Source organism: Bacillus sp. AFS041924, assembly GCF_002577195.1.
Lineage (GTDB): Bacteria > Bacillota > Bacilli > Bacillales > Bacillaceae_G > Gottfriedia.
This window is the reverse complement of record NZ_NULG01000124.1, coordinates 1-15,779: the sequence shown is the minus strand read 5'-3', so window position 1 is coordinate 15,779 and position 15,779 is coordinate 1. Positions and strand designations below refer to the sequence as shown.

At 35.0% G+C, this 15,779-nt stretch carries 11 protein-coding genes; 1 reads left to right on the top strand and 10 read right to left on the bottom strand.

The annotated features are described in order from the left end of the window. From COC46_RS19955 to maa, 10 genes are all read right to left on the bottom strand, one after another. On the bottom strand, positions 1–1,191 hold the full coding sequence (locus COC46_RS19955) for an acetyl-CoA C-acetyltransferase (protein WP_098811654.1): 1,191 nt from the start codon (positions 1,189–1,191) through the stop codon (positions 1–3). 52 nt (positions 1,192–1,243) lie between these two features. Continuing rightward, complete coding sequence (locus tag COC46_RS19950; protein WP_098811653.1) at positions 1,244–2,662, bottom strand: sigma-54 interaction domain-containing protein; 1,419 nt, start codon at positions 2,660–2,662, stop codon at positions 1,244–1,246. A gap of 82 nt (positions 2,663–2,744) precedes the next feature. Next, positions 2,745–3,521 (bottom strand): 3-hydroxybutyrate dehydrogenase, encoded by a 777-nt coding sequence (locus COC46_RS19945; RefSeq protein ID WP_098811680.1) that lies wholly within the window; start codon positions 3,519–3,521, stop codon positions 2,745–2,747. A 30-nt stretch (positions 3,522–3,551) separates the two neighbouring features. Further along, positions 3,552–4,208: a 3-oxoacid CoA-transferase subunit B gene (locus COC46_RS19940; RefSeq protein ID WP_098811652.1), complete on the bottom strand. Its 657-nt coding sequence runs from the start codon at positions 4,206–4,208 to the stop codon at positions 3,552–3,554. A 12-nt stretch (positions 4,209–4,220) separates the two neighbouring features. Further along, positions 4,221–4,922 carry a CoA transferase subunit A gene (locus COC46_RS19935; RefSeq protein WP_098811651.1) on the bottom strand — a complete coding sequence of 234 codons (702 nt, stop codon included), beginning with the start codon at positions 4,920–4,922 and terminating at the stop codon, positions 4,221–4,223. A 42-nt stretch (positions 4,923–4,964) separates the two neighbouring features. Then, positions 4,965–6,395 (bottom strand): GntP family permease, encoded by a 1,431-nt coding sequence (locus COC46_RS19930; RefSeq protein ID WP_098811650.1) that lies wholly within the window; start codon positions 6,393–6,395, stop codon positions 4,965–4,967. 472 nt (positions 6,396–6,867) lie between these two features. Further along, positions 6,868–7,743, bottom strand: a complete 876-nt coding sequence (locus COC46_RS19925; RefSeq protein ID WP_098811649.1) for an NAD-dependent epimerase/dehydratase family protein — start codon at positions 7,741–7,743, stop codon at positions 6,868–6,870. Positions 7,744–7,918: 175 nt separating this feature from the next. Further along, the gene (locus COC46_RS23050; protein ID WP_176545236.1) at positions 7,919–13,177 is read right to left on the bottom strand and encodes a S8 family serine peptidase; all 5,259 of its coding nucleotides are present in this window, start codon (positions 13,175–13,177) and stop codon (positions 7,919–7,921) included. Between the two features lie 384 nt (positions 13,178–13,561). Then, a complete protein-coding gene (locus COC46_RS19915) occupies positions 13,562–14,269 on the bottom strand; it encodes a metallophosphoesterase (protein ID WP_255294984.1) in 708 nt (235 codons plus the stop codon). A gap of 132 nt (positions 14,270–14,401) precedes the next feature. Beyond that, on the bottom strand, positions 14,402–14,956 hold the full coding sequence (maa, locus tag COC46_RS19910) for a maltose O-acetyltransferase (RefSeq protein WP_304362838.1): 555 nt from the start codon (positions 14,954–14,956) through the stop codon (positions 14,402–14,404). A 118-nt stretch (positions 14,957–15,074) separates the two neighbouring features. Here maa and COC46_RS19905 point away from each other — a divergent pair, with 118 nt between their 5' ends. After that, a complete protein-coding gene (locus COC46_RS19905) occupies positions 15,075–15,698 on the top strand; it encodes a LysE family translocator (RefSeq protein ID WP_098811645.1) in 624 nt (207 codons plus the stop codon). Positions 15,699–15,779 lie beyond the last annotated feature (81 nt).

Below are 15,779 nucleotides of genomic sequence, written 5' to 3'. Positions count from 1 at the left end.
TTACTCAAAACAATTTTCAATAATTGTTGCAACACCTTCTCCGCCACCAATACAGAGCGTTGCAAGACCATATTGCGTTTCCCTTCTCTTCATCTCATGAATCAATGTAACTAGTATTCTAGTCCCGCTTGCACCAATTGGATGCCCTAATGCAATCGCCCCTCCATTAACATTGACTATATTTTCATCAAATCCGCTTTCCTTCAGTACAGAAAGCGATTGCACTGCAAATGCTTCATTTGCTTCAATCAGGCCAATATCACTTAAATCAATCGATGATTTTTCAATTGCTTTTTTAGCTGCAAAGGCCGCTCCAATTCCCATAATACTCGGATCAACGCCTGCACTACTATTCGCATTAATTTTTACTAACGGTTTAATACCAAGTTCTCTTGCTTTACTTTCACTCATCAATACAACTGCAGCTGCGCCATCATTTATTCCCGAAGCATTTGCCGCTGTAACTGTTCCATTTTTATCGAAGGCTGGTCTTAAAGTTGAAATTTTCTCTACTGTAGCACCAAATTTAGGATACTCATCTTCTTTAAAAATGATTGGATTCTTCTTTCTTTGTGGAATTTCAATTGCAACAATTTCAGCTTCAAATTTACCAGCCTTAATTGCAATCTCAGCTTTTTGTTGACTATTTACCGCAAACTCATCTTGCTTTTCTCTAGAAACCTCATATCGAACTGCTAAGTTTTCAGCAGTGTTTCCCATGTGATAATCATTTAATGCACACCAAAGTCCGTCTGCAATCATACTATCAACAACTTTTTGGTTACCCATTCTATAGCCATCTCTTGCACCTTTGAGTAGATAAGGAGCTTGACTCATGTTCTCCATACCACCAGCAACGATAATATCAGCATCTCCAGCTAAAATCGCTTGAGTCGCCAAATGGACTGATTTTAACCCTGAACCACAAACTTTATTAATTGTCATGGCAGAGACTGTATTTGGAAGTCCCGCCTTTAATGCTGATTGTCTAGCTGGATTTTGGCCTAAGCCAGCTTGAAGTACATTTCCCATTATTACTTCATCAACCTGATTCTCTTCAATACCTGCTCTATTAATCACTTCTTTAATCACTTTAGCACCTAGTTCTACCGCACTTATATCTTTCAATGTACCACTAAAATTTCCGATTGCAGTTCTAACAGCGCTAACGATTACAACATTCTCACGCATTTTATTTCCCCCTTTTTATTTTATCCTTATGAACCAAACCATTTTTAACGAATTAATTTTTAATGTTATAAGCTTTGCATTTTTCATAAAATGTAGACTTGCTTATTTCTAACATTTTCGCAGCTTCAATCTTATTTCCTTGAGATTCAATTAGAGCTCTCTTAATTGCTTCCCTTTCTGTCTCTTCAATCATTTCTTTTAACGATTTTAAGGATTTTTGATTATTTAATTGAGATGCATCTTTTTCTAATTCAAATGTATTTTTTTGATTGGTTGGATTTTCATATAAATAGAGAGGTAATTGCTTTGGTGTAATCACTTTACCATTTAGGACATTTATGCATCTCTCAAGTACATTTTCTAGTTCTCGAATATTTCCTGGCCAATGATGTGACTTAAGAATTTGAAAAACTTCATTTGAAATTTGAATACCGTTTCTATGAAATTTCCTTTCGAGTTTTTTTAGTAACGAATTTGCTATGAGAGGTAAATCATTTATCCTTGATCTAAGTGGAGGAATGTCTATTTTAATTACATTTAAGCGGTAATACAGATCCTGACGGAATTCTTTTAATACAACCATTTTTTCAAGATTTCGATGAGTAGCAGCTATAACTCGTACATCGATGGAGATTGGAGAACTTCCACCAATTCTTTCTATTTCTCTTTCTTGAAGTACTCGCAGTAATTTACTTTGCATATGCAAAGACATATCACCAATCTCGTCTAGAAAAATCGTTCCTCGGTTCGCAATTTCAAACTTTCCTTTTTTCCCACCTCTTTTTGCACCTGTAAAAGCACCTTCTTCATAACCAAAAAGCTCTGATTCTAGTAAGTGTTCTGGGATTGAAGCACAATTCACTCGTACAAACGGAAAATTTCTTCTTGGACTAGCATCGTGAATTGCGTGTGCAAATAATTCTTTACCAGTACCTGATTCTCCGAAAAGCAAAATTGCAGATGAACTTGCGGATACCTGTGCTGCCAAATTTTTTACAGCGTTGAAAACAGGTGTTTCACCAATTAATTGATTGAAGCTATATTTACTACTTAACTCTTTCTCAAATTTTCTTTTATAATAATTTAATTCTTCTACTAGTGGTTCTACTTTTTTAGAATACTCAATCCACTCTTGAGCATTTCGAAACATTACTGTTCCGACAGCACCTACTAATTCATCCCCTACATAAAGTGGATAACGATTTGCTACCATTTCCGTATTTTTTATTGGGTGTATTTCTGCCACTTCTGCCTGACCAGTTTTAGCCACAATATGCATTCTTGAATTTTCAATAACGTCTTCAACTGCCATACCAATTACTTCATTAGAAGTACGCCCAACAAACTCACAATACGATTCATTCATATACAAAATTTTTCCATCGCGGTTAACTACAACAATCCATTCAGTTGCAAGATTTATAATCTCTTGAATCCAACCAAGTGGAAGGCTCTCTATCATGCTATTCATACCATACCTCACTTTAAAAGCAGGAACTAAGGTGTTTAGGAAAGGATAAGGCAGGAAGTTATTCCTGCCTTCTTTTCCTGACCTACTGTACTGTGTATCCTGCGTCTATTACATTTGCTTGACCCGTGATCCCACCAGTGTATTCACTAGCAAGAAATACTGCATAGTTTGCGATTTCTTTTACTGAAAGTAATCTTTTTTGAGGTACTAATGGATAAATTACTTCTTCAATTACACTTTCAAGTGGTACATTTCTTGACTTTGCTAAGTCAGCTAATTGGTTTTGAACTAGTGGTGTATCAACATAACCCGGACAGATTGCATTAACTGTAATCCCATCACAAGCACCTTCTAATGCAGCCACCTTTGTTAAACCAATTACTCCATGCTTCGCCGAATTATATGCTGCTTTACCAGCAAATCCTATTAATCCATTAATCGAAGACATGTTAATTATTCGTCCATACTTTTGCTTTTTCATGATTGGAAATACATGTTTAATACTGATAAAAGGCGCTGTTAACATAACCTTAACAAGTAATTCAAATTTTTCAGTAGGGAAATCTTCAATTGATGATACGTATTGTAAACCAGCATTATTTATTAAAATATGTAATTCACCAAATTGATCGATTACTTTATGAATCGTGTCAACTACTTGTTCTTCATTTGTTACGTCGCATGCATAACCGATCGCATGATAACCTAACTCTTGTAATGAAGAAGCTGACTTTTGAACATTTTCCTCATTTAAGTCGGTTAACACAACTGATGCTCCTTGTTTTGCAAAGGTTTTAGCAATTTCGAAGCCAATTCCACTACCGGCACCAGTTATTAGTGCAACCTTCTCAGAAAGCATTTGCTGCATTTGTTTGCCTCCCTTAAAAGACTAGTTCACATTATTTAATAATTTTGGGCTAATTGTAAAAGTAGCTTCTGTCTTTTCAGTAATTTCTTGAATCGTTGCCCCTCCAACGCACTCTACTAAAACCATACCTTTTTCTGTAAAATCAAAAACTGCTAATTCAGTAATTAATCTATGAACTACGCCTTTTCCAGTTAAAGGTAAAGTACAAGCTTTTTTAACTTTACTCTCACCATATTTATTAACATGTTCCATGACAACGACGATTTTCTTAGCGCCATTTACTAAATCCATCGCACCGCCCATACCTTTTACCATTTTCCCAGGGATCATCCAGTTTGCTAGATCACCAGTTTCAGAGACTTCCATACCTCCTAAAATAGCTAAATCGATATGACCTCCTCTAATCATGGCAAAAGATTCAGCACTATCAAAATAAGAAGCTCCTTTAGCTGCAGTTACTGTCTCTTTTCCTGCATTGATTAAATCAGCATCAATTTCAGCTTCTGTTGGATAAGGTCCAATTCCTAGTAAACCATTTTCAGATTGTAGCATTACTTCAATGCCTTCTGGAAGATAGTTCGCTAATAAAGTAGGTAGTCCAATTCCAAGGTTAACGTACATGCCATCTTGAATTTCTTTAACTGCAGTTTGAATAATTAATTGACGAATATCTTTCATGTTATTAGCCTCCTATACTCCTGTAGTCATTCTACGTTCAATTCGTTTTTCGTATGTTTCACCGTGGAATACATGTTGTACATAAATACTCGGTGTATGAATTGCATCAGCATCAATTTCCCCAACTTCTACAAGCTCTTCAACTTCTGCAATTGTAATTTTTCCAGCCATTGCTGCAAGTGGATTAAAGTTACGAGCAGTTTTTCTAAAAACTAGATTTCCTTGTTTATCAGCTTTCCAAGCTTTAACAAATGCAAAGTCACCTACGATTCCCTCTTCTAATAAATAAGTTCTACCGTTAAATACTTTATGTTCTTTTCCTTCTGCAATTGGAGTTCCTACGCCAGTAGCTGTGTAGAATCCTGGGATTCCAGCGCCGCCTGCACGAATACGCTCTGCTAAAGTCCCTTGAGGAACTAGCTCAACTTCAAGCTCACCACTTAAAAACTGTTTTTCAAAAATTTTATTTTCACCAACATATGAAGAAACCATTTTTTTAATTTGTTTATTTGCGAGTAGAAGTCCAAGTCCCCAATCGTCAACTCCACAGTTGTTACTTACGATTGTTAAATCCTTTGTCCCTTTATCTCGTAATGCTAAAATCATTTTTTCAGGAATACCGCAAAGACCAAAGCCACCTACAATAATAGTAGCGCCATCATGAATTTGTGAAACAACCTCTTCAACTGAAGTAATTACCTTATTCTTGCCCATTATTTTGCTCCCTTCAAAAGTAAGATTAGTAGTTTAACGTACTTAAACAAGTCCTGTTAGTTTAAATACTGCAATGATAAAGAATACTGCAACTGTTTTAATAATTGTTATAGCAAAAATATCTTTATATGACTGGCGATGTGTTAAACCAGTTACAGCTAATAATGTAATGACTGCACCGTTATGTGGCAAAGTATCCATACCACCAGATGCCATCGAAATAACGCGATGCATAACTTCTGGCGGAATATTGTATTTATTAATTGCCTCAATGTATTTGTCTGACATTGCACTTAATGCAATACCCATACCTCCTGATGCAGAACCTGTAATACCCGCTAATGTTGTAGTTGTCACAGCTCCATTTACTAATGGATCGGTAAATGTATGAGAGATCCCTTTACTTACCATTCCAAATCCAGGTAAAGCAGAGATTACTCCACCAAAACCATATTCAGCACCAGTATTCATCGAAGCAAGTAGTGCTCCACCAATGCTTGCATTCATACCTGTCTTTAGATTTGTACGGATATTCTTATAGCCATAAATCATCGCTGAAAGAATCCCAATAATTAGAGCACATTCAACTGACCAAATACCAACAACTGCAGGAATTTGAACAACCCCAAAAGCTTCTAGTCCGATTGATTTAAAGTCAAATCCATTTGGATACCATTTTGGGAATGAAACAACAAAAAATTTATTTGAAAATCCAACTAATAATAGTGGAACAAATGCTAAAATCTGTTTTAAAACTGTTGTAGGAGTATTGGTCGTTAATGAAGGAACTTCTGGTTGAGTTTCCTGTGCAGCAGCTAGTTCTCCATTAAACCCTAAATAACCCTCACCTGCTTTTTCTGCTTTTTTACGTCTAGATTCTAAATACCAAAGACCAAATGCAAGTACAAAGACTGCTGCAAGAATACCTAAAAATGGTGCAGCATAAATATCTGTTTTGAAAAATGTAGTCGGAATAACATTTTGAATTTGTGGAGTACCAGGCAATGCATCCATCGTAAACGTGAACGCACCAAGTGCTATTGTTCCTGGAATTAATCGTTTTGGTATATTCCCTTCACGGAATAAGTTTGCAGCAAATGGATAAATAGCAAATACAACAACAAACAAGCTTACTCCACTATATGTTAGGATTGCTCCCATTAATACAATCGCTAAAATTGCTCTTTTTGCTCCAACTACTTGAATAATCGTCTTTGCGATTGATTCAGCAATTCCTGACATTTCAACAACTTTACCGAATATTGCTCCAAGTAAAAACACAGGGAAATATAGCTTAATAAAACCAACCATTTTTTCCATAAAAATATTACTAAAGAACGGAAAAACATAACTTGGTTCAGTTAAAAGTACTGCAAATAAAGCACAAATTGGTGCAAATAAAATAACAGAAAACCCGCGATAAGCAACAAACATTAAAAGTCCTAATGCTAATAAAATAATTAAGATTTCCATAATAACCTCCTTGTTATCTTTACGTATTGGCACTTTTTGACAACGCTTTCATTCAAACTAGTAAACTAGTTTAAATTCCACTATTTACTGTATTTTGCTCCTTTCAAACAGATTGTCCTCTGCTCTTATTTAAGCAAATAGTATGCCAAGTTATTATTGGATTTTGTTCAGACTGCCCGCCAAACGCCCGCTTTCATCTTTCTTCGTCTGCTTCCGGTGCTCATTACCGTTTAGGGTANNGCCTCGAAAGACAAACGTTTTCAATCAGTTTGAACATCAAAATTTTTTTAGGACTTTGTCTACACTATATTTATTTATTTTATAAAACTAATAATATTAGGGTAATTTATAATTTTCAAACTATTTTTAATGGAGTTTTTCCGAAGTTTCGGAATTCCACTCCAATAAAATTCCGAAAACCTGGAAATTCCAGAAATTCGGAATTTTACTTTTCGAATATTTTGTGAACATTTTACCGTGAACAATAATGATGAATCAATCTCTTCATCCAATCATGTACTTCTAAAAATTGGAATCCTTCTTTTTTTGCTTTCTCATTGCTCAAAGATTGATTGCTATATGCATCAAATGGTGACTGGTGTTGGATAGGTCCACTAGAGCTGATAATAGCCTTTATTCCCGTTTCCTTTTCACAAAGGTTTACGATTTCTTTAAATGGAATACTACCATTTGAGCACGCATTAAAAGGACCACTTTTAATCGATTCATTTTCGCCTAACCAAAGTAAAAACTCAGCAGTCTCATCAGAATCAATAAAGGTCATCTCTTTGTTTAAATCAGAAATAATCATTTCTTCATTATTTGAAATTTTATCAACATGGAAAAGCAATCTCTTAGTATAATCATCTGGTCCTAATACGATTGGAAATCTAGCTGCAAACACTGGAAAATTTGCTTCCTGAAATAAAACAGCTTCACACTGGCGTTTCCCTTCCGCATAAGAATATTCATTATCTTTGTTATACTCAACTGGATAAATGAATGGATCAAAGTCACTTTCCACATGATTTAATCCAGTATCGTATACTGCTAAAGATGAAGTAAAAATATATTTTTTAACGTGATTAGTTAGTAGTTTAATAATTTCTTTCGCTTCATTTGGAGTATAACAAATATTATCATAAACTAGGTCCCAATTATGATTACTTAAACTAGTTAAAGTCTCAGGATTTCGTCGGTCGATGACAAAGCGATTAACTTGATCACCGAAGCTATCTTCCGTAAGACCCCTTGTCGCGATTGAAACATCATAACCTTTGTCTATTAATTTATGAACAAGTCGTTTTCCGAAAAACCTCGTACCACCTAATACTAAAACCTTTTTCATTTTTTCTAGCCTCCAAAGAAAAATACACGTATAAACTATTCGCCATAAAGTAACAAAATACCTTTTTATATAGGAAACTTCTTTTATCCAGTTTTTTTCTAGATGGCTTTTTTTGCGATTTGGACATTTAAATCAAAAAGAGAGCCCCATTTTCAGAGGCTCTCCATTTTTATTACTATTTGTTTAAAACGACTGTTTCAGTTGCAACACTTACATTCCCTGCTGCATCTTTTGCCGTAACAGAGATGACAGTTCCAGTGAACTCACCATAATTTCTATGAGGTATTGCTAAGCTGAAGTACCCATTTTTATCTGCTTGTACTTCACTTGTTTCATTTTTGATTTTTATCATAACCTTCGCATTTGCTTCAGTTCTACCTGTTATAGTTTGATCTTTTTTCGTTACTTTATTAACGACTGGTGCGTTTGGTGCTGTACGGTCTAATACAATAATCGATGCTGGTTCACTTTGATTTCCAGACTCATTAGTAGCACTTACTGTTAATACACTGTCTGCAATTTGTGATTTAATTTGAATAGTATAGTTACCACTTGCATCAGTTTTCCCTGTACCTACTACATTGCCATCATTCTTTACAACAATATTAACATTTGCATTTCCTTTACCAGTAATCGTTGTATCATTATCATCAATTACATCAATTGTTGGTGTTAAAAGTAATGTTGTCACCTGAATAACGTTCGAATAACCACCGTTAAGTGTTCCATTCAAACCACCCGTTACTACCAATCTAAAACGGTAGTACGTACTATCACTTAATTCTGTCACTTTCGCACTTGTTGAGCTAATTGTAATCGGTGTTTCCAGTTTTGCGTCCGTCCAAGTAAAGTTATCTGGCCACGTGATACCGTCCTTACTTGATTGTTGCTGAATTTTCACGCCGTTTACACCAGCAGGATCTACCGCTAACCAATTAAGTGTAGCTGAGCTAGCCTTTTTTGAATCAACTTTAAACGTGTTTACATTGCTGTATACTTTTGCTAAATTGAAGAAATCTGTGGCGTACATATCTTTACCGTCAACTTTGATTACTTCTTTTGGTTTTGTCGTTACATCTGGATTTGATTTATAAATATTATTTGCAACAGACTGCATGTCTTTTTTATCAACAATACCGTCTTTGTTAAAATCTTCAATTAGATAATTCACATTATCCTGTTGTCCCATTTTATCAAATACTTGCTTCGCATCTAAGACATCGATTATACCATCGCCATTTACCTCTCCAGCTAAAGCCTGCGGTTGAGCACCTGCGATGAATTTTATTTCACCCACGTCTTCGCCCCAAGTTGTTTTTGTACCTAGCTTCACTTTTTGGATACTTTTTAAATAGCCTGGCGCTTCAACTACGATATCGTATGGGTCATTTGAAAGTGGAATACTATGAATATCAATATAGTTTTTTTCATCAACTGTTCCTGGGTATTTTTTCCCATCAGAACTTTGAGCATAGGCACTTGTTACAAACTTCGAAAGCCCACTATCTTTTAAAGGTGATCCTACTCCTTGTAAACGTGCATATGACGTTACATAAGAGTGAGTTTGAATAATTTTAAAGTTATCAATTTGGTTAAACGCAGGGATTTCTGTCGTTTCCGTTTCACCTTTTTTCGTATAAGAAAACGTTGTTGTATTAAGTTCTGGATTAATATTTGAGTAAAGAATATTATACTCATCATTGTATAATTTAAAAGTGACATCAAGGAATGGCATGTCGCCACTAAACCCTTCATTTCCGCTAACATGTGCACCTACTTTTACGATATCTTGTCTACTCGCATCTGGGTTTGGACTAACGACTGGTTCGTCTACTTTCACAGTTAGACCATTTGCATCTGCATATTCTTTGAACTTTGGATTTACTTTTACATCAACAAATTTAAGATAATCATTATAGAAGCTAGCGTTATATGAACCAGAAATCAATTTTTCAACATTGTTCAAACTTAAAGTCATCGTCAATGTTTCATCTTTATATAATTTATGTTTATCGTACGATGGAACAACATAAGGTGAACCTTCTTTAATAAACGCATAATTATAAAATTCATTTAACAGATGGGCATTTCCTGCTTTATCCATTGGGAATAGAGTAACGGTAGCTGGACCATTCTCGATATCCTGTCTTTCGATAGCGAATTTCGCATTTCCATCTGAATCAACTGGAAAATCTCCATCTGGGAATATCTTCTGGTTGTAGTAATACCAAAGCGTGTTATCTGATTGAGTGATTCCAAAAGGTGCTAATTTACTTGTTCCTTCATCATAAAGTTTTGTATGAACCCAAAATGCATTATACGCAACACCTTCATATGATTCTGTTGTAAAGTCCGAATCTTTTAACTCGTATACCTTACCTGGTGCATGGTCCTTGAATGTCAGCTCAGGTAACTTATTATCGATCACAATCGGTAGCAATGGTGTTTCATATTTAGTTGTGCCGTCGATGTCTGTAAATCTTAATTTTGCAAAATATTGACCTTCTGTTAATTTACCGTGTGGTGCGTTTACATCCACAATCTCATCCTTTGGATCGCCAACGTATGGTAGGTAATCATTTGTAGCAATTCCTGCCCATATATCTTGATTAAGCGTTTTTGTTGCCGCATTTGAAACTTCTTCATTTTTAGATGTCGTTCCTAATGGTCGACCATCTTTGTTATAAAGAATTACTCGAACTGACTTCATCGGACTATTTAATCTGTATTTTAAATATGCTATACCTGGCTGACCCATAAATGGGTGCGCAGGCAGCCAACTCACCTGACTGACAGCCGGGTTCGCAGATGAACTGCTTCCAATCCCTAGTTCTACTGCACGTACTGCAAACGGTATTCGATATTTCTCAGTAGGATTATCATGATTCACAACATTCACATAACCTTCATATCTACCTGATTGAGCAGTTGATGGAACACTAATCGTCGCTGTTAAATTTGAAGAAGCTCCAGCATCAACAGTAACTGATTGAGTAGATGTCGTTATGACTACATTATTTGAAACCGCGTCTAGGACACCAGTTTTCGCTTTCGAATATTCATAACTAATATCAAATTGTTTTGATTGTGTACCTTTATTTTTAATAGAGAAATTTTTAACACCAGTATTTGAACCTGTTGCTTTTTTATAGATCGTACCATAAACAATCGATCCAGTTTTATCGTCAATCAGCTTATTAGTACCACTTCCAGCATCAAAGTTTAAGGTCTGGTTCAGAACTTCAATCGAAACATCTGAATGAACTGCTTCTTTCACATCAACTAATCCAGCTCCTACTTCATACACAGAATAGTCACCTTTTAATTTATCTGCTGTATTCTGTAACGCTTCTTTAACTTGAGCAGGTGTGTAGTCTGGATGAGCTTGTAAAATAAGAGCTGCAATTCCCGCAACATGAGGTGATGCCATTGATGTTCCAGAAATGCGCGCGTAAGCTGATGAATAATCGATACCATCTTCTGGACTATGAATATATTCTGGATAAGTAGAATATACCGATACACCTGGTGCTACTATATCAGGTTTAATATCATAACTACCAGTAACTGGACCTCTTGAGCTAAATCCTGCTAGATTATTACCTTCTGTCAAAATCGAGCCAATGCTAGTGAATTTAATAGATTCAGCAGTTGCTGCATTTTTAAATCGTTCTCCGTCTGCTTTCGTCAGGCGGAAAGTCGGTATAAGACCAGTATCTTGTGCTAAATAAGAGTCAATTTCACCATCTACATTGTTATAAAGAATAACTGCAGCTGCACCAGCTTTATTTGCATTTTTAACTTTATCAGCTAATCCATACGTACCACGTTGAATTAATGCAACTTTACCCGTTAAATCAATTGCTTGTCCATTGGCATCTTTAAAATCGTTTTCCCCACCTAAACCAACGTAAACAACAGGGTATGATTTGCCAACTAACGAGTTTAAATTATCATTAAAGCCTCTACCAAAAAGCTTCATATTATTGAACGCTTCATTTCCAACAGTTGCTGATCCTGTAGGGATATTCATTGAAAAATCGCTAGCCCCAACTGTAATAGCTAATGCTGCTGTTCCTGGTGAACCAAGCGTCCCTTCATTTGAACCTGAGTTACCTGCTGAAATGACACAAGTTACACCTGCAATTGTAGCATTATTAATTGCCACCGACTCTGCAGCTAACGCATTGTTAATTGGAGAACCTAGTGACAGGTTGATAACGTTCATACCATCTTTTACGGCTTTATCAATTCCCGCAATAATAGAACTCGAATTTCCACTACCATAAGGACCTAACACACGATAATTATATAATTCAACATCTGGAGCCACTCCTAGAGCAGGAAAGTCTACGTTGTTTTTCCCTTGCGCTGCAATCGTTCCTGACACGTGCGTACCGTGATACGTCTCATATGTGTGTCCTTCAACAACAGGTGATCCAGCATTTTTCCAATCCTCCAAAGTTGTCTCCATTGGATCAGCATCATTATCAACAAAGTCCCATCCTTTAACAGTATTAGGATCTATGCTAGCTGGATCTTGTCCATTTACTTTTTTATAACCTTTATATACATCTGATAAATCTGGGTGGTTGTAATCAATCCCTGTATCAAGTACACCGACTTTAATTCCATTACCTTTAATCCCCTCTTTATGCAAGTCTTCTATTCCCGGTAATGGAATTGAGTTCTCTTCGATTGTGTTCGGATAATTATTTTGCTCTACTGTAGATTGTTGTTTAACAGATGTTGTTACGGACGTTTTCGCTTGAGCTTTTGTAGAAGTAGTTTTAGTTGGACCTTCTAGTTCACTTGGATCAAGCTTTACAACTTCATCTTTAAAAATTTTACTGACTAATCCTGACTCTAAAAGCTGGTTTACATAAGTACCAGGAAGTGTCATCGCCACCCCGTTAAACGCGCTCTTATATTCATTCGTAATTTTAATTTCAGATTGATTCGTTGAATTAGCAGAAGAATCAGTATTAGGAGCCATAGAATAATGACTGGTACCATTTCTTTCACCTTTTGATGGTACCATTCTTAGAATAAATTCTTTAAATAGTTTATGACTTTCATTTACATCTTGTTTTGCTTCAGTTAATGAAAGTTCTTTTCCAGCTACTTGTTGTTGAATAACTGCCACTTTTGCTGGAGCCTGCTTGAATTGTACAATAACCCGAACAGGCGCAGAGCTATTAACATTAATTTCTGGAGCTACTTTTATCTCACTCTCTGTACTGAAACTATTAAGTGCATTTAACTGCTCAGTCGTAAGATTTAATGGTTTAGACTGATTACTTGTACCACTTGATCCTAGTATCGTATTTTGAATGCCTGAAGCAGCCAAAACATTATATGGAACTAACGTAGTAAGTAATAAGCCACCGATTGTTGCCTTAGCAAGTACTTTTCTAATTTTGTACTTTCCCAATTCGTTCTCCCCCTTTAATAATGTTGATTGATAGTCAATTTTCATGAAATATTAGAACCTTACTAATTTTCATAAGATTTTAATATTAAAACAATTTTACTAAAGTCGACAAATATCGTGTATTGGGGGAATTCCGTAATTTTTCATTCATTTTCAACGCAACTTATCANNTGATAAGTTGCGTTGAAAATTCTTTTATTCCTTAATTAGAACATACATATTATAATTTGGGGGATTTTAATGGTTTTACTGGATTTTTTCAAACAAATCATTTGAATTCTCCTAATATTTACATCTTTTTTAATGCGTCTTTAATAATCTAAAAAAAAGTTGTCGAACTTCGACAACTTTTACTAATTGATGAACAGGCTATATTATTTGATTTTATATATTTTTAATAACAATATAATGAGTTTCTGGCCTTGCACTTAATCTAAACGGTATGGATGTTGTTCCATATCCATTACTTATTAATTGTGTAATACCATTATACATATGAGTTTTTCCTTTTTCATAAGGTCCATATCCAAAGATCCTAATTTGCCCCCCATGCGTATGACCACTTAAAACAAGTGATACTCCATGTTCTTCATTTAATAATTTCAACACTCTTGGATTATGACTAACTAAAAGCTTAAATCCATCTTGCTCAACACCTTGAAAGGCAAGATCAATATCAACATGCCCTGTCTTCAAATCATCTACTCCAATTAATGCCCATGTTCTTTGCAAATGATTGATCGTAACAGAAGAATTTTTTAAAACAGTTACATCCCATCTATTAAAAATAGTCAGTAAATCCTTCTTTTCAATTTCGATATCATTATTACCCCAAACAAAATAGACCTTCCCTAGACTACTTAGTTTTTGAAGATTTTCTTCGATTCTATTAAAAGGAACTCCCTTTTCTACTAAGTCTCCACCAATAATGACAAGATCAACTTGATTTGTCATTCTCTCTATAATAGAAGAATGTATTTTTCTTCTATGAATATCAGATATAAAAAATATTCTAATCGGCTTTTCAAGAGGAGTATTTGAAAAAGAAAATTCATGTTTTCTTACTATATTTAATTGGGCTTCTCTAAACATATAAACTAACAAAAGAAAACTTAGTACTATGCAAATCAAAAATAGATTTAACATATAGCCTCTCCATTTCCACATTGGTAAATTTTCATCACACTGTGAGATTTTCTATAAAGGACTTTCCCCAAAATTCTCTTACTTAATTTCCTTAATAATTCGCGCTGGATTTCCCCCAACGACCACATTGTCAGGCACATCTTTTGTTACAACAGCACCAGATGCAATCACTACATTATGGCCAATTTTCACCCCTGGATTAATGATTGCTCTTCCGCCAATCCAAACATTATCACCAATTTTAACTGGTTTACCATACTCTGCTCCACTAGCTCGTTCAACTGGATCAAGTGGATGTGTAGCAGTATAAATATGTACACCAGGTGCCATAAAGCAATTTACTCCAATATGAACAGGGCATACATCTAAAATGACACAATCAAAATTAGCATAAAAATTTTCACCCACATGAATATTGTATCCGTAATCACAACGAAATGTCGGTTCAATGTACAAGGCCTCTCCAGTCGAACCAAATAACTGTTTTAATAGATCTTCCCTTTTACTATTTTCAGTCTCAAGTGTTAAATTAAATTCACGTGTTAAACGTCGAGCATTAACTCTCTCTTCAACCAACTGGGGATCCCACGCTAAGTATAGCTCCCCATTTATCATTTTTTCCTTCTCACTCATAAGTTCATCCTTCATCTTTTTCTAGTCCCTTCTTTCCTTTTTACCTATTATTTCGTGCCACTAATGTGTTAAAGTATGAATATTAAATTCTACTAAATTCATAAAAGGAGGTATTTAATTGGATTTAACAATTTACTTATCATTTATAGGTGTATCTTTATTATTAATAATTGCACCTGGACCAGATAATATCTTTGTTATGGCACAAAGTATTTCATATGGAAAAAAAGCAGGTATTGCAACAGCATTTGGCCTTTGTTCAGGAGTTACAATTCATACACTTGCTGCTTCGATTGGATTATCTGCCATCTTATATAAATCAGATATCGCTTTTTCCATTTTAAAATACTTAGGTGCTATTTATTTACTTTACTTAGCTTATCAGGCATTTCGTTCAAGTAATGAAGTAGGTTCATTTACGAAACCTAAAAAACAAACTTTACCTGCTTTATACCGACGTGGGTTTTTAATGAATGTATTAAATCCAAAAGTTTCTTTATTCTTTTTAGCATTTTTACCCCAATTTATAGACAAGAGCGGTATGGCAATTCCTCTACAAATGATCGTTTTAGGATTAACTTTTATGATATTAACTCTAGTTGTATTTTCTATTATAGCGATTTTTGCAGGTAGCTTAGGTGAAAAACTGTTACAAAATGAGAAATCTTCTAAAATTATCAATCTAGCACAAGGTGCAATTTTCACAGGAATTGGATTGAAATTATTTTTTATGGATCGTTAAAACTTTACTTTAATAGATAGTCAGTAAACAGAAAAATGAGTACTGATATTAGTACTTATTTTCTTCATGCTGTTGAAAAAA